Source organism: Cellulosimicrobium sp. 72-3 (assembly GCF_013127315.1).
Lineage (GTDB): Bacteria > Actinomycetota > Actinomycetes > Actinomycetales > Cellulomonadaceae > Cellulosimicrobium > Cellulosimicrobium funkei.
The window spans coordinates 382,703-405,513 of record NZ_CP053419.1; the positions used below are offsets into that span (position 1 = coordinate 382,703).

The 22,811-nt window shown below is 75.8% G+C and carries 19 protein-coding genes; 7 read left to right on the forward strand and 12 right to left on the reverse strand.

Annotation, left to right across the window (positions count from 1 at the left end; translation table 11 throughout):
* Nucleotides 1-53: 53 nt before the first annotated feature.
* From HKK73_RS01760 to HKK73_RS01795, 8 genes are all read right to left on the reverse strand, one after another.
* A complete protein-coding gene (locus tag HKK73_RS01760) occupies nt 54-776 on the reverse strand; it encodes a GNAT family N-acetyltransferase (protein WP_171467304.1) in 723 nt (240 codons plus the stop codon).
* Nucleotides 777-886: 110 nt separating this feature from the next.
* Nucleotides 887-1,522: a nitroreductase family protein gene (locus tag HKK73_RS01765; RefSeq protein WP_171467305.1), complete on the reverse strand. Its 636-nt coding sequence runs from the start codon at nt 1,520-1,522 to the stop codon at nt 887-889.
* Between the two features lie 168 nt (nt 1,523-1,690).
* Nucleotides 1,691-2,737 carry a hypothetical protein gene (locus tag HKK73_RS01770; protein ID WP_171467306.1) on the reverse strand — a complete coding sequence of 349 codons (1,047 nt, stop codon included), beginning with the start codon at nt 2,735-2,737 and terminating at the stop codon, nt 1,691-1,693.
* Complete coding sequence (locus HKK73_RS01775; RefSeq protein ID WP_171467307.1) at nt 2,734-3,819, reverse strand: VWA domain-containing protein; 1,086 nt, start codon at nt 3,817-3,819, stop codon at nt 2,734-2,736. The genes HKK73_RS01770 and HKK73_RS01775 overlap by 4 nt, the downstream gene beginning before the upstream one ends.
* Nucleotides 3,820-3,826: 7 nt before the next feature.
* On the reverse strand, nt 3,827-4,921 hold the full coding sequence (locus HKK73_RS01780) for a VWA domain-containing protein (RefSeq protein ID WP_171467308.1): 1,095 nt from the start codon (nt 4,919-4,921) through the stop codon (nt 3,827-3,829).
* Nucleotides 4,915-5,418 (reverse strand): hypothetical protein, encoded by a 504-nt coding sequence (locus tag HKK73_RS01785; RefSeq protein WP_171467309.1) that lies wholly within the window; start codon nt 5,416-5,418, stop codon nt 4,915-4,917. Before HKK73_RS01785 ends, HKK73_RS01780 begins: the two co-directional genes overlap by 7 nt.
* Nucleotides 5,405-6,292, reverse strand: a complete 888-nt coding sequence (locus HKK73_RS01790) for a DUF58 domain-containing protein (RefSeq protein ID WP_076403835.1) — start codon at nt 6,290-6,292, stop codon at nt 5,405-5,407. Before HKK73_RS01790 ends, HKK73_RS01785 begins: the two co-directional genes overlap by 14 nt.
* Before the next feature lie 32 nt (nt 6,293-6,324).
* Nucleotides 6,325-7,323, reverse strand: coding sequence for a MoxR family ATPase (locus HKK73_RS01795; protein ID WP_043659061.1), 999 nt, complete (start codon nt 7,321-7,323; stop codon nt 6,325-6,327).
* 220 nt (nt 7,324-7,543) lie between these two features.
* Here HKK73_RS01795 and HKK73_RS01800 point away from each other — a divergent pair, with 220 nt between their 5' ends.
* The 4 genes from HKK73_RS01800 to HKK73_RS01815 all read left to right on the forward strand — a co-directional run bounded on the left by HKK73_RS01800 (nt 7,544) and on the right by HKK73_RS01815 (nt 13,882).
* A complete protein-coding gene (locus tag HKK73_RS01800) occupies nt 7,544-8,050 on the forward strand; it encodes a PPOX class F420-dependent oxidoreductase (RefSeq protein WP_253705743.1) in 507 nt (168 codons plus the stop codon).
* 41 nt (nt 8,051-8,091) lie between these two features.
* Nucleotides 8,092-10,200: a cytochrome c oxidase assembly protein gene (locus tag HKK73_RS01805; RefSeq protein ID WP_171467310.1), complete on the forward strand. Its 2,109-nt coding sequence runs from the start codon at nt 8,092-8,094 to the stop codon at nt 10,198-10,200.
* A 224-nt stretch (nt 10,201-10,424) separates the two neighbouring features.
* Nucleotides 10,425-11,366, forward strand: a complete 942-nt coding sequence (locus HKK73_RS01810) for a type IV toxin-antitoxin system AbiEi family antitoxin domain-containing protein (RefSeq protein ID WP_171467311.1) — start codon at nt 10,425-10,427, stop codon at nt 11,364-11,366.
* A gap of 137 nt (nt 11,367-11,503) precedes the next feature.
* Complete coding sequence (locus tag HKK73_RS01815) at nt 11,504-13,882, forward strand: prolyl oligopeptidase family serine peptidase (RefSeq protein WP_371810615.1); 2,379 nt, start codon at nt 11,504-11,506, stop codon at nt 13,880-13,882.
* An 81-nt stretch (nt 13,883-13,963) separates the two neighbouring features.
* Here HKK73_RS01815 and HKK73_RS01820 read toward each other — a convergent pair whose 3' ends face one another.
* Nucleotides 13,964-14,170: a hypothetical protein gene (locus HKK73_RS01820; protein ID WP_061267027.1), complete on the reverse strand. Its 207-nt coding sequence runs from the start codon at nt 14,168-14,170 to the stop codon at nt 13,964-13,966.
* A 131-nt stretch (nt 14,171-14,301) separates the two neighbouring features.
* Nucleotides 14,302-15,039, reverse strand: coding sequence for an alpha/beta fold hydrolase (locus tag HKK73_RS01825; protein WP_171467312.1), 738 nt, complete (start codon nt 15,037-15,039; stop codon nt 14,302-14,304).
* 50 nt (nt 15,040-15,089) lie between these two features.
* Here HKK73_RS01825 and HKK73_RS19040 point away from each other — a divergent pair, with 50 nt between their 5' ends.
* Nucleotides 15,090-15,995: a YafY family protein gene (locus HKK73_RS19040; RefSeq protein ID WP_171467313.1), complete on the forward strand. Its 906-nt coding sequence runs from the start codon at nt 15,090-15,092 to the stop codon at nt 15,993-15,995.
* Between the two features lie 7 nt (nt 15,996-16,002).
* On the opposite strand, the gene HKK73_RS01835 is transcribed toward HKK73_RS19040, so the two are convergent.
* Nucleotides 16,003-16,368: a VOC family protein gene (locus HKK73_RS01835; RefSeq protein WP_171467314.1), complete on the reverse strand. Its 366-nt coding sequence runs from the start codon at nt 16,366-16,368 to the stop codon at nt 16,003-16,005.
* 42 nt (nt 16,369-16,410) lie between these two features.
* A complete protein-coding gene (locus HKK73_RS01840) occupies nt 16,411-17,112 on the reverse strand; it encodes a TetR/AcrR family transcriptional regulator (protein WP_171467315.1) in 702 nt (233 codons plus the stop codon).
* 129 nt (nt 17,113-17,241) lie between these two features.
* Between HKK73_RS01840 and HKK73_RS01845 the strand changes: the two genes are divergently transcribed.
* Nucleotides 17,242-20,343: an MMPL family transporter gene (locus HKK73_RS01845; protein ID WP_171467316.1), complete on the forward strand. Its 3,102-nt coding sequence runs from the start codon at nt 17,242-17,244 to the stop codon at nt 20,341-20,343.
* Entirely contained in the window at nt 20,340-22,769 is a 2,430-nt protein-coding gene (locus HKK73_RS01850; RefSeq protein ID WP_171467317.1) for a YhgE/Pip domain-containing protein, read from the forward strand. Before HKK73_RS01845 ends, HKK73_RS01850 begins: the two co-directional genes overlap by 4 nt.
* Nucleotides 22,770-22,811 lie beyond the last annotated feature (42 nt).

Sequence of the window (22,811 nt, forward strand, 5' to 3'; positions counted from 1 at the left end):
TCGGCCGCGGGGCCGCGTGGCAGGAGCGTGGGGCGGGCCCGGCGACGAGGCCGTCAGCCCGGCGCGCGCAGCGAGCCGAACGTCGGACGGTGGCGCAGGGCGAACCCGAGCCGCTCGTAGACGCCGATCGCGCCGACGTTCTGCGCCGCGGCGTGCAGGAACGCGCGGTCGCCCCGCTCCTGGACGTGGAACGCGACGTCGCGCACCAGGCGCGAGGCGAGGTCGCGCCCGCGGTGGTCGGGGTCGGTCGTCACGGCGCTGATCTCGGTCCACCCCGCGGGCCGCAGGCGCTCGCCCGCCATGGCGACGAGGCGCCCGTCGCCGTCGCGGAACCCGACGTACCGGCCGAGGAGGTAGGTCCGCGCCTCGAAAGGACCCGGTCGGCTGCGCTCGACGAGCGCGAGCATCTCCGGGACGTCGTCCGCGCCGAGCACGACCGCCTCCGGGTCGGGTCGGGTGACGAGGCGCTCGGTCTCGACGAGCTGGACGCCCTCGACGCGGGCCTCGACCGTCCAGCCCTGCGGCGGCTCGACCCCGACCGGCGGCGCCGAGAAGTGCCCGCCCGGGCCGACGAGCGCGGCGATCGCGTCCCACACGCCCGGGTCGGTCCACGAGCGCACGCCCGTGATCGGGGAGACGTCGGCCGGGTAGCGACGCGCCAGGTCGTCGCCCTCGGCGAGGTGCGCGTGCGCGCCGGTGAGCGCGCTCCACGACGGGTTGTCCAGGGCCGGGTCGTCGACGCCGGTGGTGCCGGGCCCCGTGCTCGTCGCGGTCATGCTGCTCCTCCTCGCCCGGTCGCCCGGGTGCCGTGCCGTCGTCGCGGCCGTCCGGCCGTGCGTGTCCTCCGGGGCGAACGCGTCCGGGCGGTCGCCTCTTCCCGGCGCGCTCAGCCGTGCCACCGGTCCCGGTGCACGACCTCCGCGAGCGGGCGCCGCCGCGGCTCGGACCAGCGGCCCCGGGTCGGGTACCCGAGCGGGAGCAGGCCCATCGTCAGCGCGTCGTCGGGCAGGCCGAGCAGCGCGGCGACGTCGCGCTCCCGGACGGTGTGGAAGGTCGTGAGCGTCGTCCCGATCCCGTAGGCCCGGGCCGCGAGGACGAGGTTCTGCACCGCGCCGTAGATCGAGGCCCCGAGCCGGGGGTCGGCCGAGCGCGCCGCGTCCCGCAGCACCGGCACGACCCACACCGGGGCCTCCTCCAGGTGCAGCGCCAGGTGCTCGACGGCGCGGAAGCCCGCCTCGCTCACGCCGGCGTCGTCGGTCGCGACACTGAGGACGGCGTCGCGGCGGTCCCCGTACGCCGCGCGCCACCCCTCGCGGTACCAGGCGGCGATCTGCGCCTTCGTCGCGGGGTCCCGCACGACGACCCACGCCCACCGCTGCCGGTTGCCCCCGCTCGGTCCGCGAACCGCGGCGTCGAGGATCGCGTCGAGCACGTCGTCGGGCACCGGGTCGGGCGAGAGGTAGCGGCGCGACGGCGTCGAGTGGAGCGCGCGCAGGACGGGCAGGTCCTCGGGTGTGGTCACGGTCGCCGAGGGTACGGGCGAGCATCCGGCGCGTCCTCGGGTCCCGGCCGTCGTCTCGCAGGCTGGGCACCCCTGCGACGCGTCCGGCTCCACCGGCCGGCGTGGAGAGCAGGCGGTCGCCGGAGCGGCCGGCGGGCGACGGCGGCTCGGCTGCAGCTCAGCCGGGGATCACCAGTTCTTGGTGCCGCCCCCGCTGCTGTCGCCCGGGTCGCTGCCGGTGCCCGGCTGGTCCCCGTAGAGGTCGCGGTACTCCTGCTCGAGACGCTCCTGCTCGTCGCGCGCCTCGGAGCCCTGCTGCTCGAGCTGTTCCTGGCGCTCCTGCTCCTCGCGCTCGGCCTGGCTCTGCTGGTCCTCACCCTGCGCGCCGTCCCCGCCCGAGGCGTCCGACTGCTCGTCGCCCTCGGAGCCGTCGCCCTCGCCCTCCGAGGTGTCGCCACCGTCCTGGTTCTCGGGCTGCGCGTCCTGCGCCTCCTGCTGCTTGTCCTGGAGACGCTGCTGCGCGGCCGCGTCCTGCTCCTGCTGCTCGGGGGTCTGCTCGGACTCCCCGCAGTCGGGCCAGCCGCGGATCTGCTCGGCCGTCGCGTACTCCTGCTCGGCGTACTCGTACCAGTCCTGGACGTCCTGCCTCAGCTCGTCCGGGTCGGGCTCGGTGCCGTCCCCGTACGGGTCGAGGACGTCCTCGTCGTACGAGCGGCCGGCGTCGCGGGCGGCGATCGCCTCCTCCACGAGGGCGAGCTCCGCCGCCTTGCGGTCGGCGTAGGCCATGTCGCCGTCGCCCTGGATCTCGTACGTCAGCGACAGGTTGGTCTGGATCATGCACCGTTCCTCGGGAGACGCGTTCTCCGCGAGGTCGTAGGCGCGGTCGAGGGACCGGATGGCGTCGTACAGCGACCACGAGTCCTCGGTCCGCGCGAGCGCCGTCCCGTGGTTGTAGTGCGCCTTCCACGGCTCGACGAGGTTGAGCGTCCGCTGGAGGCCGTACGTGCTCGCCGCGCCCTCGGTGTCGCCGGCGTCGTAGCGGTCCTTCGCGAGCGAGGCGACCGGGGCGCGCAGGGCGAGCGTGAACCCCAGCACGAGGAGCACGAGCACGACGGGCAGGGTCCCGAGGAGCCACCACCGGCGCCGCCGCAGCCGCGCCGCGCGCAGGGCGGCCCCGCCGGTGGGCCGGGGCGCGCGGGCGCCGGGCGGGGGTGCCGGGGGAGGGGTCCAGGTCATCGGCGCACCTCCGCCCGGTCGGGCGCCGTCGGGCGGACGAGCGAGCGGCTCGCGGAGCGCGCCCAGAACCACGCCTCGACGCCGAGCAGCGCCACGAGCGCGAGGGCGAACGGCCACACGACCGGCCGGTACGCCGTGACGTCGCGGCGTCCGTCCGCCGCCACCTGCTGCGGGTCGACGCCCGCGACGAGCGACGCCGTCTCCGACGGCTCCTGCCGGTGCACGTACGGCACGCCGAGCTGGCCGGCGAGCGCGGTGAGCGTCGCCTCGTCCAGCACGGACAGCGCCTCGACGGGCTCGCCGCCGTCGCTCGGCTTCGACCAGTCGACGAGGTACTCCGCGTCCTCGGGGTCCACGTCCGGGTCGTACTCCTTCATGCGGCCTCCCTCGGCGGTCCCGTAGCCCAGCACCGCTCCGCCGTCGACGAGCGGGGCGAGGTCGGCGAACGACCGCGGCTCGCCCTCCGCCGTCTGCTCGCCGTCGGTGAGGAAGAAGACGAGCCGCACGTTGGCCGGGTGCTGCTCCGCCGAGCCCTCGAGCGCGGACCGCAGCTCGTCGAGCGGCCGGTCCGTGAGGGAGCCCTGCGAGTACCGCGTGATCTCGCGGTGGAACGTGTCGGCCCAGGAGGTGATCGCGCGCGCGTCCGTCGTCAGCGGGAGCTGGCGCGACGCCTGCGAGTCGAACGAGATGATCGAGTACCGCGCCCCGGGGATCGCCTCCGTGAGGCTCGTGATGTCGTGCCGCACGCCGTCGAGGCGCTCCTGACCGCCCTCGGGCCCGTAGTCCTCGGCCGCCATCGACCCCGTGCGGTCGACGACGAAGAACATGTCGACGTTCGCGACCGACGTGTCGCGGTCCGTCGACGCGACCGAGGGCGCGATCCCGATGACCCCGAGCAGCACGACCGCCCCGGCGCGGCGCACCCAGGCCGCGCGCGGGGCGCCCGGGCGGGGGGCGCCGTCGGGCCCCGGGCGCCCGGCCACGACCGCCTGCCACCCGGCGAGGCCGAGCAGCGGCAGCACGAGCAGCGCCAGCGCCCACAGGGGCACGAGCGGCTGGAACGTGAGTCCGGCGAGGTTCATCGGCGCGTCACTCCTTCACCCGCCACGCGACGACGAGCAGCAGCGCGACGCCGAGGACCGCGACGAGGAACCAGCCCGCGGGCCGGTCGGTGACGATCACCTCGGGGGACGCGTCGAGCTCGACCGCCTGCTGCGCGACGACGTCGTCGACCATGCCCTGCACCGCCGCCGGGTCGTCCGCGAGGAAGTACAGGCCGCCGCCCGACTCGACGGTCTCGCGGTACTCGGTCTCCTCGGGCGTGCCCTCGTAGCGCTGGGACCCGCCGAAGATGCCGTGCAGCGTGATGTCGCGCGACGCGACGAGGTCCGCCGCCTGCGGGAGCGTGTAGATCGGCTCGCCGGAGACGTAGTTGTCCGTCGCCAGGATGATCGAGCGCGAGCGCTCGGTGTCCTCCGCGTCGAACTGGAGCGCGCAGCTCGCGAGCCCGTCGCCGATGAGGCTCGCGCCGGAGAGGTTCGCCGTCGTGCCCGCCGTGAACTGCGCGTACTCGAGGATCTCCGCGTCGTCGGTGCCGCCCGTGTAGTCGAACGTCGCCGGGTCCTGGTCGAGCGCGGCGATCCCGGCCTGGAGCTCCTCCTGGACCAACGTGTAGTCGTCCGTGAGCGGGAAGACCGTGCGCGACGACGAGTTGAAGATCGACAGCGCGATCCGCTCGCCCTCGAAGTTGTCCACGAGCTCCTGGAAGACCTTGAGCACTGCGCCGTCGTACTCGATCATCGAGCCCGACACGTCGAGGCACAGCACGATGTCGCGCGTACCGAGGCGGTCGACGACGACGTCCGTCTCGACCGGGCGGGCCGCGACCGCGCCCGCCCCGACGACCGCCACGAGCAGCCCCGCCGCGGTGAGGCCCTGCAGCACGCGGTAGCGGCGCACCCACGCGGCGAACGCCGGGACGCGCGCGAGGTAGTCGGAGTTCGCGACCCAGAGCACGCCCGCGTCCGCGTCGCGCGACCGGCGCCGCCGCGCGAGCCACCAGGCCACCGCCGCCGCCGCGAGCACCGCGACGACGAGGACGACCCACAGCCACGGCCACAGGATCGACGGGCCCTGCGGCCCGGGGACGACGGCGGCGCTCGCCGCGACGGGACGCGTCACCATCCGCGCACCACCGCCCGGGCGCGGTCGATGGAGTCCTCGCCGTCCGTCGAGCGCGCCGCCGGGTCGTTGTCGTGGTCCGCGAACGACGGCCGGTAGTAGCGCGCGATGAGCTGCGTGAGGCGGCCCGCCTCGGCGAGCTGCTGGATCTCCGAGAGCGTCATGGACGACGCGTCCTGGCCGAGCCGCCCGGTCGCGAAGCCGCGCATCTCCGCCGAGAGGGCGAGGTGCAGGGTGCGCTCGTCGAGCTCGCCCGCGCGGAACCGCTCGGCGACGGCGTCGAGGCGCCGCTCGTACTCCGCCCGGAGCGACGCGTACGGGTCGTGCAGGCCCGTGGGGAGCAGCGGCGCGGGACGCGGGCCGTTCTTCTCCTCCGCGCTCGCGCGCGTCAGCCAGATCACCAGGAACAGGACCGCGGCGGCCGCGAGGACCAGGACGACCCCCAGGACCGTCCACCACCCCGAGTAGCCGACGGGGTCGACGAGCTCATCGACGGGCACGCTTCTGCCTCCCCAGGAGCTCGACGAAGCGTTGCAGGACGTCGTCGGACCCCTCGACGAGCACGCCCTCGACCTGGAGGGCGCGCAGCCGCTCGGCCACCTCGGCGCGCCGCGCGGCCAGCGCCTCGGCGGCGGGCGCCGCGAGCGCGGCCCGCCCGCGCAGGAACGGCGGCAGGCGCAGCGTGCCGTCGACGTCGGCCACCTCCCCGGTCCCGGCGCCCACCGGCGAGAGGTCCGCGACCTGCACGACCATCACCTCGTGACGCACGCGCAGCGAGCGCAGCAGCTGCTCGTGCTCGGCCGCCGGCCGGGCCTCGTCGGTGACGACGACCACGAGCGAGCGGCGCCGGAACGCCGTCTGCGCGCGGTCGAGCGGACGGGACAGGTCGCTCCCGGGAGCGTCCGGGCGCCACAGCCCCTCCACGGTGCGCAGCAGCACCTCGAGGTCGCGCGTGCTCGCCCGTGGCGGGAGCTGGACCAGGCGCTCGGCGTCGCCCGCGACGAGCGCGACGCGGTCGCCCCGGTCGCGGGCGAGGTAGGCGACGAGCGCGCAGCAGAAGCTCGCGATCTCCGCCTTCGTCTCCCCGCTCGGCGCCGTCGCGCCCATGGTGCGCCCCGTGTCCACGACGAGCACGAGGTTGAGGTTCGACTCGCGCACGAACCGGCGGATGATCGGCAGCCCGGCGCGCGCCGAGGACTTCCAGTCGATGTCGCCGACGTCCTCGCCCGGCGCGTACAGGTGCAGGTCGTCGAAGTCCTGCCCGTGCCCCTTGAACACCGAGCGGTGCCGGCCCTCGAGCAGGCCGGACGCCCGGCGCGCGACCGGCAGGTCGAGCCGGGCCCGGACCTGGGCGAGACGGGAGACGTCGGGCACGTGGTGCTCTCTCGGGACGGTGGGCGGACCGGTCAGGGCGTGGGGACGGCGTCGAACACCGCGTCCACGAGCTGCTCCGGCGGCACGTTGTTGGCGAGCGCGTCGAACGTGCGCACGAGGCGGTGGCGCAGCACCGAGTACCGCACCGCCTTGATGTCGTCCGGGATGACGTACGCCCGGCCCGCGAGGATCGCGAGCGCCTGGCCCACGCGCATGAGCGCGATGCCGCCGCGCGGCGACGCGCCCACGCGCACGTGGCGCTCCAGGCCCGGCACCGGGCGGGGACCCGAGAACCGCGTCGTGTTGATGAGGTCGACGACGTAGCGCTTGATCGAGTCGTCCACGTACACGTCGTCGACGAGACCGCGCAGGAAGCGCACGTCGTCGAGCGAGATCGGCTGCGCCGTGAGGGGGCGCGTCATCTGCCCGGTCGCGATGCGCTGGAGGATCTCGAGCTCCTGGGGCGGCGTCGGGTACGTGAGCACCTCCTTCATGAGGAAGCGGTCCATCTGCGCCTCGGGGAGCACGTACGTGCCCTCCTCCTCGATGGGGTTCTGCGTCGCGAGCACCATGAACGGGTCCGGGAGCGCGTAGTTCTCGCCGCCGATCGACGTCTGCTTCTCCTGCATCGCCTCGAGCATCGCCGACTGCGTCTTGGCCGACGAGCGGTTGATCTCGTCGAGCAGGACGACGTTCGCGTGCACCGGGCCGAGCTGGGTCGTGAACTGGCCGGTCGCGTAGTTGAAGATCTGCGTGCCGACGATGTCGTTCGGCATGAGGTCCGGCGTGCACTGGATGCGGTGGAACGAGCCGTCGACCGCCGCGGCGAGCGTCTGCGCCGCGGTCGTCTTGGCGAGGCCCGGGACCGACTCGAGCAGGATGTGCCCGCCCGCGAGCAGCGTGCTCACGAGCGCGGTGCGCAGAGCCTCCTGCCCGACGACGCGCTGGTCGAAGACCTGGCCGACGCGCTTGAGCAGGTGGCTCGCGCGGTCGAGGTCCTGCGTCGAGATGCTGCCGTGCCCTGCGGCCATCGGTCGTCCTCCGGGTGGTGCGGGTGGTGTGGTCCCGTGCGCGGCCGGAGGGCGGACGGAGCCTCGCGAGCCCCCGGCGAACCCGGCCCAGTATGCCAGCGCGGACCCCGCCGGACCGGGCGTCGTCCACAGGTTCGGGTGGGGAGAGGTCCCCACGTGCGGTGCACCGGGAATGCCCCGCGGGCTGGCGACGGTTGCCCCGGCATGAGCACCGACGCCCGTGACACCTCCCCCGGACTCCGCCCGTGACACCGACCGCGACGCCCCCGGCCGCGCGCCGCGCGCCCCGCTCGGGGACCCCGCGCTGCTCGACCTCGTCGCCGCGCGCCGCCAGGGCGTCCTCGCGACCGTGAAGAAGGACGGGCGGCCCCAGCTCTCCAACGTGCTCTACGTCTGGGACCCGGAGGACGGGCTCGCGCGCGTCTCCGTCACCGCCGACCGCGCGAAGACCCGCAACGCGGCGCGCGACCCGCGCGTCTCGCTGCACGTGAGCGCGGAGGACTTCGCGGGCTACGCCGTCGTCGAGGGCGACGCCGAGCTGAGCGCCGTCGCGCTCGACCCCTACGACGCCGCCGCCGACGAGCTCGTCGCGACCTACCGCGCGGCCACCGGGGGCGAGCACCCGGACTGGGAGGAGTTCCGGCGCGCCATGGTCGCGGACCGCCGCCAGGTGCTGCGCGTGCGCGCGACGAAGGTCTACGGGATGGCCCGCCTGTCCCGGCCCTGAGCCGTGACCGGAGGGGCCCGCGCGGTCGATACCCTGGTGGGGTGACCACCACTGCCCTGCGCCGCGCGCCCTCGGACGCCCGACCCGCGAACCCGTGGTGGCTCGTCGTCGCCGGGCCGTTCGCCGTCGTCGTCGCGGTCGTCGCCGTGCTCGCCGCCGGCGCGTTCTCGGCCGCGTTCACCGTCCCCGCCGGCTTCCCGGACCCGGGCGCCCTCGCGCGCCTCGGCACCCCGGTCGTCACGGTGCTCACCGAGCTCGCCGTCGCGCTCACGCTCGGCTCGCTCGTCCTCGCGGCGTGCGTGCTGCCCGCCGGGACGCCCGTGCGCAAGGCGCTCGGCGTCGCGGGGGCGGCGTCGGCCACGTGGGCGGTGCTCACCGTCCTGCAGGTCGTGCTGCGCTACTCCTCCATCTCGAGCACGCCGGTCACCAACCCGACGTTCGGCGACCAGCTCGGCCTCTTCGTCTCGCAGGTCAGCCTCGGCCGGAACTACCTCGCGATCGTCGTCGTCGCGGCCCTGACGTCCGCCGTCGCGCTCGCCGTGCGCAGCGCGACCGGGGCGATGTGGACCGCGGCCCTCGCCCTCGTCGCCCTCGCGATGCAGGCCAACACCGGCCACGCGGCCGGCGCGGTGAGCCACGAGCTCGCCGTCTCCTCGATGTTCCTGCACCTGGCCGGCGCCGCGCTGTGGGTCGGCGGGCTCGGGACGCTCGCCGTCGTGCGCGTGCGCGGCGGCCTGGGCCGCGCGGACTTCGCGTCGTCCGTCGCGCGGTACTCCGCGATCGCGCTGTGGTGCTACGTCGCCGTCGCCGTCTCGGGCATCGCGAACGCGAGCATCCGGGTCGACTCCCTCGCCGGCCTGACGACGGACTACGGCATCCTCCTGCTCACCAAGCTCGCGCTCCTGCTCGTCCTCGGCGCGGTCGGCTTCGCGCACCGCGAGCTCGTCGTGCGCCGCCTCGCCGGCCCGACGGCGGCCGCCCGCCCGGCCGGGGACCGCACCCCGGCGAGCGGTGCCGGGACGGGAGGGGCGTCGTCGTCCACGAGCGCACGGGCCGCGGCCGCGGAGGGCGCGCGCTGGCTGTTCTGGCGCCTCGTCGCGGTCGAGCTCGCGATCATGGGCGCCGTGTCCGGCGTCGCGGTCGCGCTCGGGTCCACCGCCCCGCCCGTGCCGCAGGAGGAGCCGCTCGACACCTCCGCCGCGTACCAGGTGACGGGGCACGCGCTCCCGCCGGAGCCGACGCTCGCCCGCTGGTTCACCGAGTGGCGCTGGGACCTGCTGCCCGCGTTCGCGTGCGTCGCGGCGATCGTCGTGTACCTGCGCTGGGTGCGCCGTCTCGCGCGGCGCGGCGACTCGTGGTCGGTGGGGCGCACCGTCTCCTGGTGCCTGGGGATCCTCGTCCTGTTCTGGGTCACGTCCGGCGGCCCGGCGATGTACGGCCACGTGCTGTTCAGCGCGCACATGGTCCAGCACATGATCCTCGCGATGGTCGTGCCGATCTTCCTCGTGCTCGCCGCCCCCGTGACGCTCCTGGTGCGCGCGGTGCCGCCGCGCAAGGACGGGTCGCGGGGACCGCGCGAGTGGGTGCTCGCCCTCGTCACGTCGCGCGTGGGCCAGTTCTTCGCGAACCCGATCGTCGCGGCGGTGAACTTCGCCGGCTCGATGATCGTCTTCTACTACACGCCCGCGTTCGAGTACGCGCTCACGACGTACGCCGGCCACCTCGTCATGCTGGTGCACTTCACGCTCGCGGGGTACCTGTTCGCGAACGCGCTCGTCGGCATCGACCCCGGCCCGCACCGCCCGCCCTACCCGCAGCGTCTGCTCCTGCTGTTCGCGACCATGGCGTTCCACGCGTTCTTCGGCGTCGCGCTCACCTCGGGCGAGGAGCTGCTCGTGCCCGAGTGGTTCGGCCTCCTCGGCCGCGAGTGGGGCCCGAGCGCCATCGCCGACCAGCAGCGCGGCGGCGCCGTCGCGTGGGGCATCGGCGAGCTGCCGACGCTCATCCTCGCGATCGTCGTCGCCGTCATGTGGACGCGCTCCGACGAGCGCGAGGCCAAGCGCCGCGACCGCCAGGCCGACCGCGACGGCGACGCCGAGCTCCAGGAGTACAACGACATGCTCGCCCAGATGTCGAAGCGGAACGACTGACCGACCCTGCCCCCTCCCTCCCCGACCCCCGTTCCTCGCCCCCTCTCCCGACGAACACGGGGTTGTCGACCGAGAATCCGTGATTTCGGTCGCTGATCGCGTGCTCGCGGGGCGGTGATGGGGGGCGACTCTTGTTGTGCACAGGGTCGGTGCCGGGCCGGGTGTCCACAGGGGGCGAAGGCTCGTGCCGCAGTGGACGAGGGCGTCGTGGTGCCATGCCGGCCATGGCGTTCTCATCGGAGCTGGACCGGCTCGTCGCTGCGCAGGCCGGGCTCGTGTCGATCGACCAGCTGCTCGCCTTGGGGGTCTCCTCGCGCGTCGCTCGTCGTCGCGTCGACTCGGGTGCCTGGGCGCGCGTCACGCGGGGTGTCTACGACCTCCGGCCGCCGGGCGGTCAGCGCCTGGACTGGGACGATAGGCGGCGAAGATCGGCGTGGGCGGGCCTGCTCGCCTTCGGCCCGGAGGCCATCGCCGTCGGGACGACGGCGCTCGTGCTGCACGGCGTCCAGGGGATCCCCGTCGGGGTCGCCCCGGAGGTCGCCCTGCCCCGTGCGAGCGACCGCACCATGCGCGACGGCATCCGCCTGCGGCAGTTCGACGACGGGATGACGACCGTCCAGATCGGTGGGCGAGCCGTCGCGACCGTCGAACGCGCCCTCGCCCAGGCGGTGCCCGAGCTGCCTCGCGCGCACGCGCTGGCCGTCCTGGACTCCGCGCTGCACCGGCGGTCGACCGACCCCGACGGGCTCGCGAGGGCGCACGACCTGGCACGAGGGCGCCGTGGCGTCGCCGCCACGCACGCGCTCTGGGGAATGGCGGACGGCCGCGCGGAGTCGCCGTTGGAGTCCTTCGGGCGGCTCGACTGCGTGGATGCGGGCGTGCCGCCCGACGTCCTCCAGCTGCCGGTCCTCAACGCGGACGGTCGCGTCGTCGCGCGGGGAGACATGGGTTGGCGCCTCGGTGGCGGGCGGTGGCTGGTGGCGGAGATGGACGGAGCGGACGTGCACTCCGACCCTCAGGCCGTGTACGCCGATCGCACGCGCCAGAACCGTCTCGCCGCCTCGGGCACGATCGAGCTGCTCCGGTTCACGGGTCGTGACGTGCCGGGCGGCGTCGGCCCCGCGGTACGAGCCTTCCTCGGCCATCGCGGCGCCCTCCCCGCGTGACAGAGGCCCGAACACGGGAAAGGCGACGGTCGAGCACGGGGTAGAAGACCCGAATCGGCGGATTCCGGTCTCTGATCCCGTGTTCGGCGGGAGCCGTTTCCGGGGGAGGGGCGTGATAGGACGTACGGGTGAGCAATCTGGCTGGCACGCCCGGTACACCCGACCCGACCGTGGGACCGTTCCACGATCTCGACCGATATCTCGCGATCCCGCGCGTCGGGGGCCTCGCGCTCTCGCCCGACGGGACGCGCCTCGTCACGACCGTCCAGACGCTCGACCCGCAGCGCACCGGCTACCGGGCGGCGCTGTGGGAGGTCGACCCGGCGGGCGAGGCGCCCGCGCGTCGGCTGACGCGCAGCACGAAGGGCGAGTCGAGCGCGACGTTCACCGGCGCGGGCGACGTGCTGTTCACGTCGGCGCGGCCCGACCCGGACGGCGGCTCCGACGACGACGCGACGGCGGCGCTGTGGCTGCTGCCGGCGTCGGGCGGGGAGGCGCGCGTGGTGGCCACGGCGCCCGCGGGCGTGAGCGGGCCGCTCGCGGCGACGGACGCGCCGGTCGTGTCGGTCGCGGCGTCGGTGCTGCCGAGCGCGCGCGACCTCGCGCACGACGCCGAGCTCCGGTCGGCGCGCAAGGACGCGAAGGTCGCGGCGATCCTGCACCGCGCCTACCCGGTGCGGCAGTGGGACCACGACCGTGGCCCCGACGAGGCGCACCGGTTCGTCGGCGACCTCACGACGCTGGTCGACGCGCCCGCGCAGCCCCTCCCGGCCCCGGCCGCCCCGGCCGCCCCGACCGACGCGACTGACGCGCCCGCGACCTCGGGCAGCACCGCGCCGCTCGCCGCGGGAGCGCAGGACACCGCCGCGGAGCACGCAGCCGAGCACGCCGCCGCCGAGCACGACGCGCGGCTGCTCGACCTGCGCGACGTGAGCCGCGGCGTCGGGCACGACGGCACGGCGCCGGGGCGCGCGCTGCACGAGCACTCGGCGGACCTGTCCGCCGACGGCACGACGCTCGTCACGACGTGGCAGGTGCCGGGTCCCGGCCCGCAGGTGCGCAGCACGCTCGTCGCGATCGACACGGCGACGGGCGCGCGCCGCACGCTCGTCGACGAGCCGCGCGCGGAGGCGCACTCGCCCCGCATCTCGCCCGACGGCGCGTGGGTCGCGTTCGTGCGCGAGACGATCTCGACGCCGCACCAGGCGCCGGAGGAGAGCCTCGCCGTCGTGCCGCTGCACGCGCCGGACGGGCCCGCCGGGACCGCGGAGGGCCACGACGACTCGGCGACGACGCGCGCCGAGAACCACGCGTCGCCGCGCACGCTCGTGCCGCACTGGGACCGCTGGCCGACGTCGCTGCGCTGGCTGCCCGACGGCTCGGGCCTGCTCGTCACCGCGGACGACGACGGCCGCGGCCCGGTCTTCCTCGTCCCCTTCGACCCCGCGGGCAACGGCGCTGCCGAGCACGGCACGGCGGAGCGCGTGACGAGCGACGACGCGACGTTCACGGACGTGCAGGTCGCGCCCGACGGCCGGACGCTCTACGCGCTGCGGACGAGCTACCTGGAGCCCGCGCACCCGGTGCGCGTCGACCTCGGGACGTTCCTCGACTCCGGCACGCCGGGCGGCCGCACGCCGGTGCCCGCGACGCCGCTGCGCGGCCCGGTCGCGACGCCCGACCTGCCGGGCACGCTCGTCGACGTCGAGACGGCGGCGGGGGACGACGTGCGTGTGCGGGGCTGGCTCGCGCTGCCGCACGGCGCGTCCGCGGAGGACCCGGCACCGCTGCTGCTGTGGATCCACGGCGGCCCGCTCGGGTCGTGGAACGCGTGGAGCTGGCGCTGGAACCCGTGGCTGATGGTCGCGCAGGGCTACGCGGTGCTGCTGCCGGACCCGGCGCTGTCGACCGGGTACGGGCAGGACTTCGTGCAGCGCGGGTGGGGCGCGTGGGGCAAGGCCCCGTACACGGACCTGCTCGCGATCACGGACGCCGTGGAGGCGCGCCCGGAGATCGACGCGACCCGGACGGCCGCGATGGGCGGGTCCTTCGGCGGGTACATGGCGAACTGGGTCGCGGGCCACACGGACCGCTTCCGCGCGATCGTCACGCACGCGAGCCTGTGGGCGCTCGACCAGTTCGGCCCGACGACCGACCACGCGTACTACTGGGCGCGCGAGATGACGGACGAGATGGCGCTGGAGAACAGCCCGCACCGGTTCGTCCAGGACATCGTGACGCCGATGCTCGTCATCCACGGCGACAAGGACTATCGCGTGCCGATCGGCGAGGGCCTGCGGCTCTGGTACGAGCTGCTCGCGTCGTCCGGGCTGCCCGCCGGCCCGGACGGCGACACGGTGCACCGGTTCCTCTTCTACCCGGACGAGAACCACTGGATCCTCCAGCCGCAGCACGCGAAGGTCTGGTACCAGGTGGTCCTGGCCTTCCTCGCGGAGCACGTGCTGGGGGCCGTCCCGGGCGAGGGCGACGCCGCGCTGCCGACGACGCTCGGCTGACCGGACCGCCGCCCGCGGGCGGCGGCCCGCAGGGCTCCCACCGACGGTCAGCGTCAGGTGACCGGCGTCAGGCGACCGGCGTCAGGCGACGGTCGACGGGAGCCCCGCGGCCGCCGCGCGCCAGCGCCGCACGAGGCGCCGGTCGGCGGCGCCGCGCGCGGCCGCCCACAGGCAGTGCTGGGTCGTCTCGCGGTGCTCGAGGAGCGCGTCGCGGTCGTTCTCGAGCGCCCAGAGCAGGGCGGTGCGCACCTCGGTGCGCGAGGGGGCGGAGGGCAGGGTGTCGTGCATGGTCCGTCTCGTCGTCCGTCGTTCTGCGGCGGCCGGTCGGCCGTCCACACGAGGAGACGGCAGAAGTCTCCGTCTGTGACGCGACTTCGGGGACTTTTTTTCCGGAACGCGCACGATGTCTCACCCGGAGGTCAGGAGAGGGCGTCGACGATCACGGCCGCGAGGTCCCGGGGGCGCGAGAGCATCGGCCAGTGGCCGGTCGGGAGGTCGACGTAGGTGACGTCCTCGACCTCGCCCAGCTCGGTGTGCAGGGGCGGCCCCGGGTGCGCCATCTCGGCGAGGACGGCGGACGGGATCGACGAGCAGACGGCGGTCGCGGGCACCCGCAGGCGCCGCGGGTCCGACACCCGCACGGCCCCCCGCGCGACGGTTCCCGGGGTGGGCACCGCCCGCTCGCGGAAACGCGCCAGCGCGGCCTCGTCCAGCCCGTCGACGCTCGACCCGGCCTCGGCGAGCTCCTCCCACGTCGGGAGCGGGACCTCTGCGGCATCGGCCGGAAGCTCCGGCGACAGCGCCGCGCCGTCGACGAGCGGGCCCGTGTCGACGTAGACGACGCGCTCGATGCGCGCGGGGTCCCGGTCGAGGGCCTCCTGCACGACCGGCCCGCCGCCGCTGTGCCCGACGAGCACGACGCGGCCGTCGAGCTCTTCGATGAGGCGCGTGACCGCGGCGACGTGGTCCGCGCGCGTGACGTGCGCGCGGTCGGCCGCGGTCGCGCCGGGCTCCAGGCCCGGCAGGGTCACCGGGTGGGGGACGAGGCCGGCGGCCTCGAGGTGGGGGACGACGTCGTCCCAGGCCCACGCGCCCAGCCAGAAGCCGGGGACGAGGACGACGTGGACGGGCTGCTCGGGTGTTCCGTGGGTGCTCATGCAGCCACCCTCGCAGGGTGTCGGTGACACCTGTCTGTCACCATTCTCGGGTGAACAGGACGGAGCGCCTCTACGCGCTCGCGGAGGAGCTGCGCCGCGCGGGCCGGACCGGGACGACGGGGCCGCGCCTCGCCGCGGCGCTCGAGGTGAGCGAGCGGACGATCAAGCGCGACGTCGCCGCGCTCCAGCAGGCCGGGCTCACGATCTGGGCCCAGGCGGGCCCCGGGGGCGGGTACGTGCTCGACCCGAGCGCGTCGCTGCCGCCCGTGAACTTCACGCCCGGCCAGGCCGTCGCCGTGGCCGTCGCGCTCGCGACGCTCCCGCCCGGCAGCCCGTTCGCGGTCGACGCCCTCGCCGCCCGCGGCAAGGTGTGGGACGCGCTCGGCGCGGGCGACCGCGCGCGGGCCGAGGCGCTCGCCGCCCGCGTGTGGGTCCGCCACGCCGCGCCGGACCCGGACCTGCCCGACGCCGTCCCGCCTGCGAGCCCGCCCGACGCCGTCCCGCCCGCGAGCCCGCCCGACGTCGTCCCGCCCGCAGCAGGCCCGCCCGCCGTCCCGGCCGACGCCGTCCCGCCCGCCGCCGTCCACCCGGATGAGCCGCACGGCGACACGACCGCGTCCGGCCGCGGCGACGTCGTCGGGCGTGCGCGGACCCACCTCGGGGTGCTGCGCGCGGTCGAGCAGTCGATCGCGGGCGGGCGCGTGCTGGCGATCCGCTACCGGGACGGGCGCGGGGCGACGTCGACGCGTCGCGTGGAGCCCGTGCTGCTCGCGCACACCGACGGCCGCTGGTACCTCGTCGCGTGGTGCCGCACGCGCGAGGCGATCCGCTGGTTCCGGCTCTCGCGCGTCGAGCGGGCGGACCTCACCGCGGAGGCGTACGACCCGCGCCCCGTCGCGGACGTGGGGGAGCCGCCCCCGGGCTCGGCCGCGGTGTACCGCCCCGACCCCGCGTGACCCGGGGTCAGTCGCCGCGCAGGACGCAGAACTCGTTGCCCTCGACGTCCGCCAGGACGACGAACGTCTCGTGCTCGCCCTGCCCGACGTCGACGCGGCGCGCGCCGAGCTCTTCGAGCCGTGCGACGTCGGCGGCCTGGGTCGACGACGAGAAGTCGAGGTGGAGGCGGTTCTTCACCGTCTTGCCCTCGGGGACGCGCTGGAAGACGAGGCTCGGCGGCCCGAGGATCGTCTCGCCGTCGCGCGGGAAGAGCACGGCCTCGCCGTGCGGCCCGGTCTCGCGCCCCGTCCACCCGAGCGCGGCCTGCCAGAAGTCCGCCACGGCGGCGGGGTCGGCGCAGTCGACCACGGCGCCGCTGAAGGTGAGTGCCATGCCGCCAGTGTGACGCGCGCCACCCACACCGGGGGGCGGTTCTCAGTCCGCGGCGGGCAGCGGCTCGACGAGCCGGCCGACGAGCGCCGGGAGCCACTCCGCGCTCTGGGCGCGCTGCACGGCGTCGTCGCCCGCGGGGCTGAGGAACGCGTCGCGCGCCGCGCACGTGTACGCGCTGATCAGCACGCGCGTCGCGGCGGCCGGGTCGATCGCGAACCGCATCCCGACCTCGGTGAGCACGCGGGTGAGGATGCCCGCGAGCTCGGCGCGGAACGACTCCTCCTGGTCCGCGAACCGCGCCGCGACCTGCGGGTCGCGCAGCGCGAGCAGCTCGAGCTCCGCGCTCATGAGGCACCAGCGGCGCTCGTCGCGCGGGTCGGCCATGACGGCGGCGACGATCGCGGCGATCGTGTCGGGCGCGATGACGCCGTCGCGGACCGGGTCGTCGGGCAGGTGCTCGACGGCGGCCTCGAGGTTGCGCATGCGCGTCCGGATCTCGCGCTCCGTGAGGGCGAGGAACAGCGACTCCTTCGACTCGAAGTTCGAGTAGAACGCGCCGCGGGTGAAGCCCGCGGCCTCGCACACCGCCTCGATCGAGGTGCCGTTGATGCCGTGCTCGGCGAAGAGGCCGTAGGCGGCGTCGAGCAGGCGCTCGCGCGTGCGCTCGCGGCGCCGCGAGAGCGGCGCGTCGCTCTCCGCGCGGTCGACTCGGGTCGGGTCGAGGTCCGTCGTCACGCCGGACATGCTCCCACTGTCGGACGGCGCCGCCCGAACCGGGCGGCCTTGCGATGCACGAGTGTATCCGATACGTTCGCGCATCGGATACAGCGGCGTATCCTCGAATCCGTCTGCACTCTCCCCGGGAGGCCGCCCGTGTCCTCAGCGCTGTACTCGCTCGGCCGTTGGGCGGTCGGGGCGCGCCGGCTCGTCCTCGTGGCCTGGATCGGCATCCTCGTGCTGGCCGGAGGGCTCGCCGGGCTCGTCGGCCAGGGCCTCGACGACGAGGTGACCATCCCCGGCACCGAGTCGCAGGCCGCGCTCGACCGTCTCGCCGCCACGTTCCCGCAGGTCAGCGGGGCGTCCGCGCAGGTCGTCGTCGTCGCTCCCGACGGCTCGACCATCGAGGACGACGCCGTCCGCGGCCCCGTGGAGGACGCCGTCACCGCGCTCGGCGAGGTCGACGGCGTCGCCGCCGTCACCTCCCCCTACGACGACACCATGCCCGCGTCGGTCAGCGACGACGACGTCGCGACCCTCATGACCGTCCAGCTCGACGAGGGCCAGAGCGAGGTCACCGACGCCACGAAGGACGCGCTCGGCGACGTCGTCGACGACCTCGCCGCGGCCCTGCCCGACGGCGCGCAGGCCGCGCTCGGCGGCCAGCTCTTCAGCACCGAGTTCCCGACCCTCACCGTCACCGAGGCGCTCGGCCTCCTCGTCGCGCTCGTCGTGCTCGTGCTCACGTTCGGCTCGTTCGTCGCCGCCGGTCTGCCGCTCCTCAACGCCGTCGTCGGGGTCGGCGTGAGCATGGGGCTCCTGTTCGCCGCGACCGCCGTCGCGCAGATCAACTCCACGACCCCGATGCTCGCCGTCATGCTCGGCCTCGCCGTCGGCATCGACTACGCGCTGTTCATCGTGTCCCGGCAGCGCGACGAGCTCGCGACCGGCCTCAGCGTCGAGGAGGCCACGGCGCGGGCCGTCGCCACCGCCGGCTCGGCCGTCATCTTCGCGGGCCTCACCGTCATGATCGCGCTCGTCGGCCTCGGCGTCGCCGGCATCCCGTTCCTCACCGTCATGGGCGTCGCCGCCGCCGTCGGGGTCGGGCTCGCCGTCCTCGTCTCGATCACGCTGCTGCCCGCCATGCTGGGCTTCGCGGGCGAGCGCCTCCGCCCGAAGGCACCGCGCCGTCGAGGGCGTGGGCGACGGCGTGCGGCCGCGGGAGCGGACGGCGGAAGGTCGACCGGGGCGACCGGGGCGACCGGGGCGACCGGGGCGACCGGGGCGACCGGGGCGACCGGGTCGCGCGGGCGACGGACCGGACGAGCGGTGGGGGCGGCCTCGGATGCGACAGGGCGTCAAGCCGCGCTCGTGAACCCCCGCCCGGACGACCCGGGTGACGGCGCGGCAGCCCCGAGCACCGAGGGCGCCCCCACCGCGGACCCGACCCGGGACCTCTCCGACCCGACCCGGGACGCCTCCGACCCGACCCGAGACGTCTCCGACCCGACCACGACCGAGCACCGCAACCGCTTCTTCGCGGGGTGGGTGCGCGCCGTCACGCGGATCCCGCTGCTGACCATCGGGCTCGTCGTCGCCGCGATCGTGCTGCTCACGCTGCCGGCGCGCGACCTGCAGCTCGCGCTGCCCGACGCAGGGACGCTGCCCGAGGACAACCAGGCGCGCGTCACGTACGACCTGGTGTCGGAGCACTTCGGCCCGGGCTTCAACGGGCCGCTCATCGTCACGGGCACGATCGTCACGTCGACGGACCCCGTCGGTCTCATGAACGACCTGGGCGACGAGATCGCGGACCTCCCGGGCGTGGCGGATGTGCCGCTCGCGACGCCGAACCTCACGGCGGACACGGGCATCGTGCAGGTCGTCCCGACCGGCGCGCCGGACTCGGAGGAGACGAAGGACCTCGTCACGGAGATCCGCGCGCAGCACGACCACTTCCTCGACGAGTACGGCGTCGACCTCGCGGTCACGGGCTTCACGGCCGTCGGGATCGACGTCTCGGCGAAGCTCGGGGCGGCGCTGCTGCCGTTCGCGTTCGTCGTCGTCGGCCTGTCCCTCGTGCTGCTGACGATGGTGTTCCGGTCGGTCGCGGTGCCGATCAAGGCGACGCTCGGCTACCTGTTCTCGGTCGGTGCCGCGTTCGGCGTCGTGACGCTCGTGTTCGAGCACGGGTTCCTCGCGGACGCGCTGCACGTGACACGGCTCGGGCCGGTCATCTCGTTCATGCCGATCGTCCTCATGGGCGTGCTGTTCGGCCTCGCGATGGACTACGAGGTGTTCCTCGTGGCGCGCATCCGCGAGGACTACGTGCACTCGGGCCAGGCCCGGCGGTCGATCTTCACGGGGTTCCAGGCGTCGGCGAAGGTCGTCACCGCGGCCGCGGTCATCATGTTCGCCGTGTTCGTGGCGTTCGTGCCCGAGGGCGACATGAGCCTCAAGCCCATCGCGCTCGGCCTCGCGGTGGGCGTCCTCGTCGACGCGTTCGTCGTGCGCATGACGCTCGTCCCGGCCGTGCTCGCGCTGCTCGGCGACAAGGCGTGGTGGATGCCGCGCTGGCTCGACCGGGTGCTGCCGTCGTTCGACGTCGAGGGCGAGGGGCTGTCGAAGGAGCTCGCGCTCGCGGACTGGCCGGAGCCGGGCAGCACGGACGCGGTCGTCGCGCACGACCTCGTGGTCGCCGGCGCGCGCGGCCCGCTGGCCGAGCCGGTCACGGTCCGGGTGCCCGACGGCGGGTCGCTCGTCGTGCACGGGGAGTCGCCCGCGGCGGTGTCCGGGGTCGTGCTCGCGCTCGCGGGGCGCCTGCGCCCGACGAGCGGGGCGCTCAAGGTCACGGGCCTCGTGCTGCCGGAGCGTGCGCTGACCGTGCGGCGGCGCGTCGCGCTCGTGGACCTCGCGGCGGACGTCGCCGCGCTCCCCGGCGACGCCCCGGCGCCCGCGGCGCACCGCGTGCCGGCGGCGGCGAGCGTCGCCGAGGTCCTGCGCGAGCGGCCCCGGCTCCTCGCCGTCGTCGGGACCGACGCCGTCACGTCGCCCGCCGAGCGGGCCGCGCTGGCCGAGGTGCTCGCCGACGCGGCGGGGCGCGGCACGGCGGTGGTGCTCGGCGCCGTCGGCCCGGCACCGACGGACCTCGCCCCGCCCGGCACGCCCGTGCTCGACCTGCACGACCCGCACGACCCCGACCGCACCGTCCCCGCCGCGCCCGTCGTCGGCCCGCGCACCGAGGAGGTGCCCGCATGAGCGTCTTCCCGCCCGAGCCGGTCCCGACCGACCCGACCGCCGACCCGACCGCGCCGGACGCACGGACCGGCGGCGCGCGTCCCCGCCGCGTCGACGCCCGGCGCGCGTGGACCGTGGCCGCCGCGGTCGCGCTGCCCCTCGCCGTCCTCGGCCTGCTCCTGTGGGCGCTGTGGAACCCGCAGGAACGGCTGGACACGGTCAAGGCCGCGGTCGTGAACCTCGACGAGCCGGTCGAGGTGGACGGCCAGACCGTCCCGCTCGGCCGTCAGCTCACCGCCGGGCTCGTCAGCGGCGGCGCCGCCTCGACCGACACCGGCGCGGTCGCCGTGCAGCCCGACCCGGGGACGACGAACTACGACTGGGTCATCACCGACGCGGACGACGCCGCGGCCGGGCTCGCCGACGGCACGTACGCGGCCGTCGTGACGATCCCGGAGAACTTCTCCGCGGCGGCCACGTCGTTCGGCGGCGACCCGTCGGCCGCGACGCAGGCCACGCTGTCCGTCGAGACGACGCCGGGCGGGCGGGTCGTCGACGAGGCGCTCGCGCGCATCGTCACCACGACCGCGACGTCGGTGCTCGGCACGACGCTCACCGAGAACTACGTGGACGGCGTCCTCACCGGCTTCACGACGCTCCACGACCAGCTCGGCGAGGCGGCCGACGGCGCGGACCAGCTCGCCGACGGCGCCGCCCAGGCGAGCGACGGGGCGACGCAGCTCGCGTCGGGCGCGGGCGAGGTCGCCACCGGGGCGAGCGCGCTCGCGTCCGGCGTCGGCGAGCTCGGCACGGGCGCGGACGGCCTGGCCGCCGGGGTCGGGGAGCTCGGCAGCGGCGCGGACCAGCTCGCGTCGGGCGCGCAGGGCGTCGCGAGCGGCGCCCAGGGCCTCGCCGCGGGGTCGCGGCAGGTGGCGGACGGCGTCGGGCAGAGCGCCGCGGGCGCGGGGCAGCTCGCCTCCGGGGCGCAGAGCCTCGCGGGCGGCGTGGGGGAGCTGTCCACCGGGGCGTCGGACCTCGCGAGCGGGCTCGGCGCGCTCGACGCCTCGATCGCGGACGTGCGGCTGCCCGACGGCACGTCGACGGGCCGGTCGCTCCCCGAGACCGCGACCGCGCTCGCGACGGGTTCGCGCGACGTGGCGGGCGGCCTCGCCCAGGTCGTCGCCGGTCTCGAGCAGCAGAAGGTCGCTGCCGGGTGCGCGCAGGACCCGGCGAGCCCGACGTGCCAGGCGCTCGACCAGCAGCTCGCCGCGCTGCGCCCGCTCGCCGCGGGCGCGGCGGGCGTCGCCGCGGGGAACGAGGCTCTGGCGGGCTCGCCGTCGGGCCAGGGTGGCGCCCCGACCGGCCTGTACGCGCTCGCGGCGGGCGTCGACCGGCTCGCCACGGGTGCCGACGACCTCGCCGCGGGCGCGGCGCAGGCGTCGACCGGGGCCGCCGGCGTGGCCCAGGGCGCGGCCGCGCTCTCCACCGGGCTCGGGCAGCTCGCGCCCGGCGCGGACCAGGTCGCGGACGGCGCGGCGCAGCTCTCCGGCGGCGCGGGCCAGCTGTCCACCGGGGCCGACGGCCTGGCCGCCGGGGTCGGGGCGCTCGGCAGCGGCGCCGACCGGCTCGCCGACGGCGTCGGCGCCCTCGGGACCGGCGCGGACCAGCTCGCGACCGGCACCCAGGAGCTGGCGACGGGCGCGGGCGACCTCGCGGGCGGCGTCGGGCAGCTCGCGGGCGGCACGTCCGACCTCGCCGACGGTCTGGGCGAGGCGACCGGGCAGATCCCCTCGTACACCGACGCGGAGCGCGAGAACCTCGCGAGCGTCGTGGCCGACCCCGTGGCCGCGCCCGGCGTCGACGACCTCGGGACCGGCTCGACCGGCCCGCTGTTCGCGGTGCTCGCGCTGTGGCTGGGCGCGCTCGCGATCTTCGTCGCGTTCCCGCCGGTCCCGGCACGGCTCCTCGGGTCGACGCGCGGCCCCGGCCGGCTCGCGCTCGCGGCGCTCGCGCTCCCGGCCGGGATCGCCGCGGCGACCGGTCTCGTGGTCGGCGGCGTCCTCGCCGCGGTCGAGGGTGCGAGCGTGGGCGGCTGGATCGGTCTGCTCGCGTCCGGGGCGCTCGCGTCGGTCGTGTTCGTCGCGCTCAACCAGGCGCTCGCCGCGCTCCTCGGGAACGTGGGGCGCGCGATCGGCCTGCTCGTCGCGGTGCTGCTCGTCGCGACCGGCATCGTCGCGACCGTCCCGGCTGCGCTCACGAGCCTGCGCGACGTCCTGCCGGTGGGCTCGGCGCTCCGCCTGCTCACGTCGATCGTCGACCCCGGCGCGGCCGGGGGAGCGGGCGACGCCGTGGCCCTGGTCCTGTGGGGCCTCGTGTCCGTCGCGGTGACGACGCTCGTCGTCGCGCGCCGCCGGTCCGTCCGGGTGGAGCAGCTCCTGCGCGCCTGACGCGGGTGCGGCGCGCCGCGGTGCGCGTGTGGGCGGCTGCCG

Coding starts and splice junctions, on each gene's coding strand:
- HKK73_RS01770 (WP_171467306.1), bottom strand. CDS start 2,737: ATGACCTGGACCCCTCCCCCGGCACCCCCGCCCGGCGCCCGCGCGCCC.
- HKK73_RS01775 (WP_171467307.1), bottom strand. CDS start 3,819: ATGAACCTCGCCGGACTCACGTTCCAGCCGCTCGTGCCCCTGTGGGCG.
- HKK73_RS01795 (WP_043659061.1), bottom strand. CDS start 7,323: ATGGCCGCAGGGCACGGCAGCATCTCGACGCAGGACCTCGACCGCGCG.
- HKK73_RS01850 (WP_171467317.1), top strand. CDS start 20,340: ATGAGCGTCTTCCCGCCCGAGCCGGTCCCGACCGACCCGACCGCCGAC.
- HKK73_RS01835 (WP_171467314.1), bottom strand. CDS start 16,368: ATGGCACTCACCTTCAGCGGCGCCGTGGTCGACTGCGCCGACCCCGCC.
- HKK73_RS01825 (WP_171467312.1), bottom strand. CDS start 15,039: ATGAGCACCCACGGAACACCCGAGCAGCCCGTCCACGTCGTCCTCGTC.
- HKK73_RS01810 (WP_171467311.1), top strand. CDS start 10,425: ATGGCGTTCTCATCGGAGCTGGACCGGCTCGTCGCTGCGCAGGCCGGG.
- HKK73_RS01820 (WP_061267027.1), bottom strand. CDS start 14,170: ATGCACGACACCCTGCCCTCCGCCCCCTCGCGCACCGAGGTGCGCACC.
- HKK73_RS01780 (WP_171467308.1), bottom strand. CDS start 4,921: ATGGTGACGCGTCCCGTCGCGGCGAGCGCCGCCGTCGTCCCCGGGCCG.
- HKK73_RS01840 (WP_171467315.1), bottom strand. CDS start 17,112: ATGTCCGGCGTGACGACGGACCTCGACCCGACCCGAGTCGACCGCGCG.
- HKK73_RS01760 (WP_171467304.1), bottom strand. CDS start 776: ATGACCGCGACGAGCACGGGGCCCGGCACCACCGGCGTCGACGACCCG.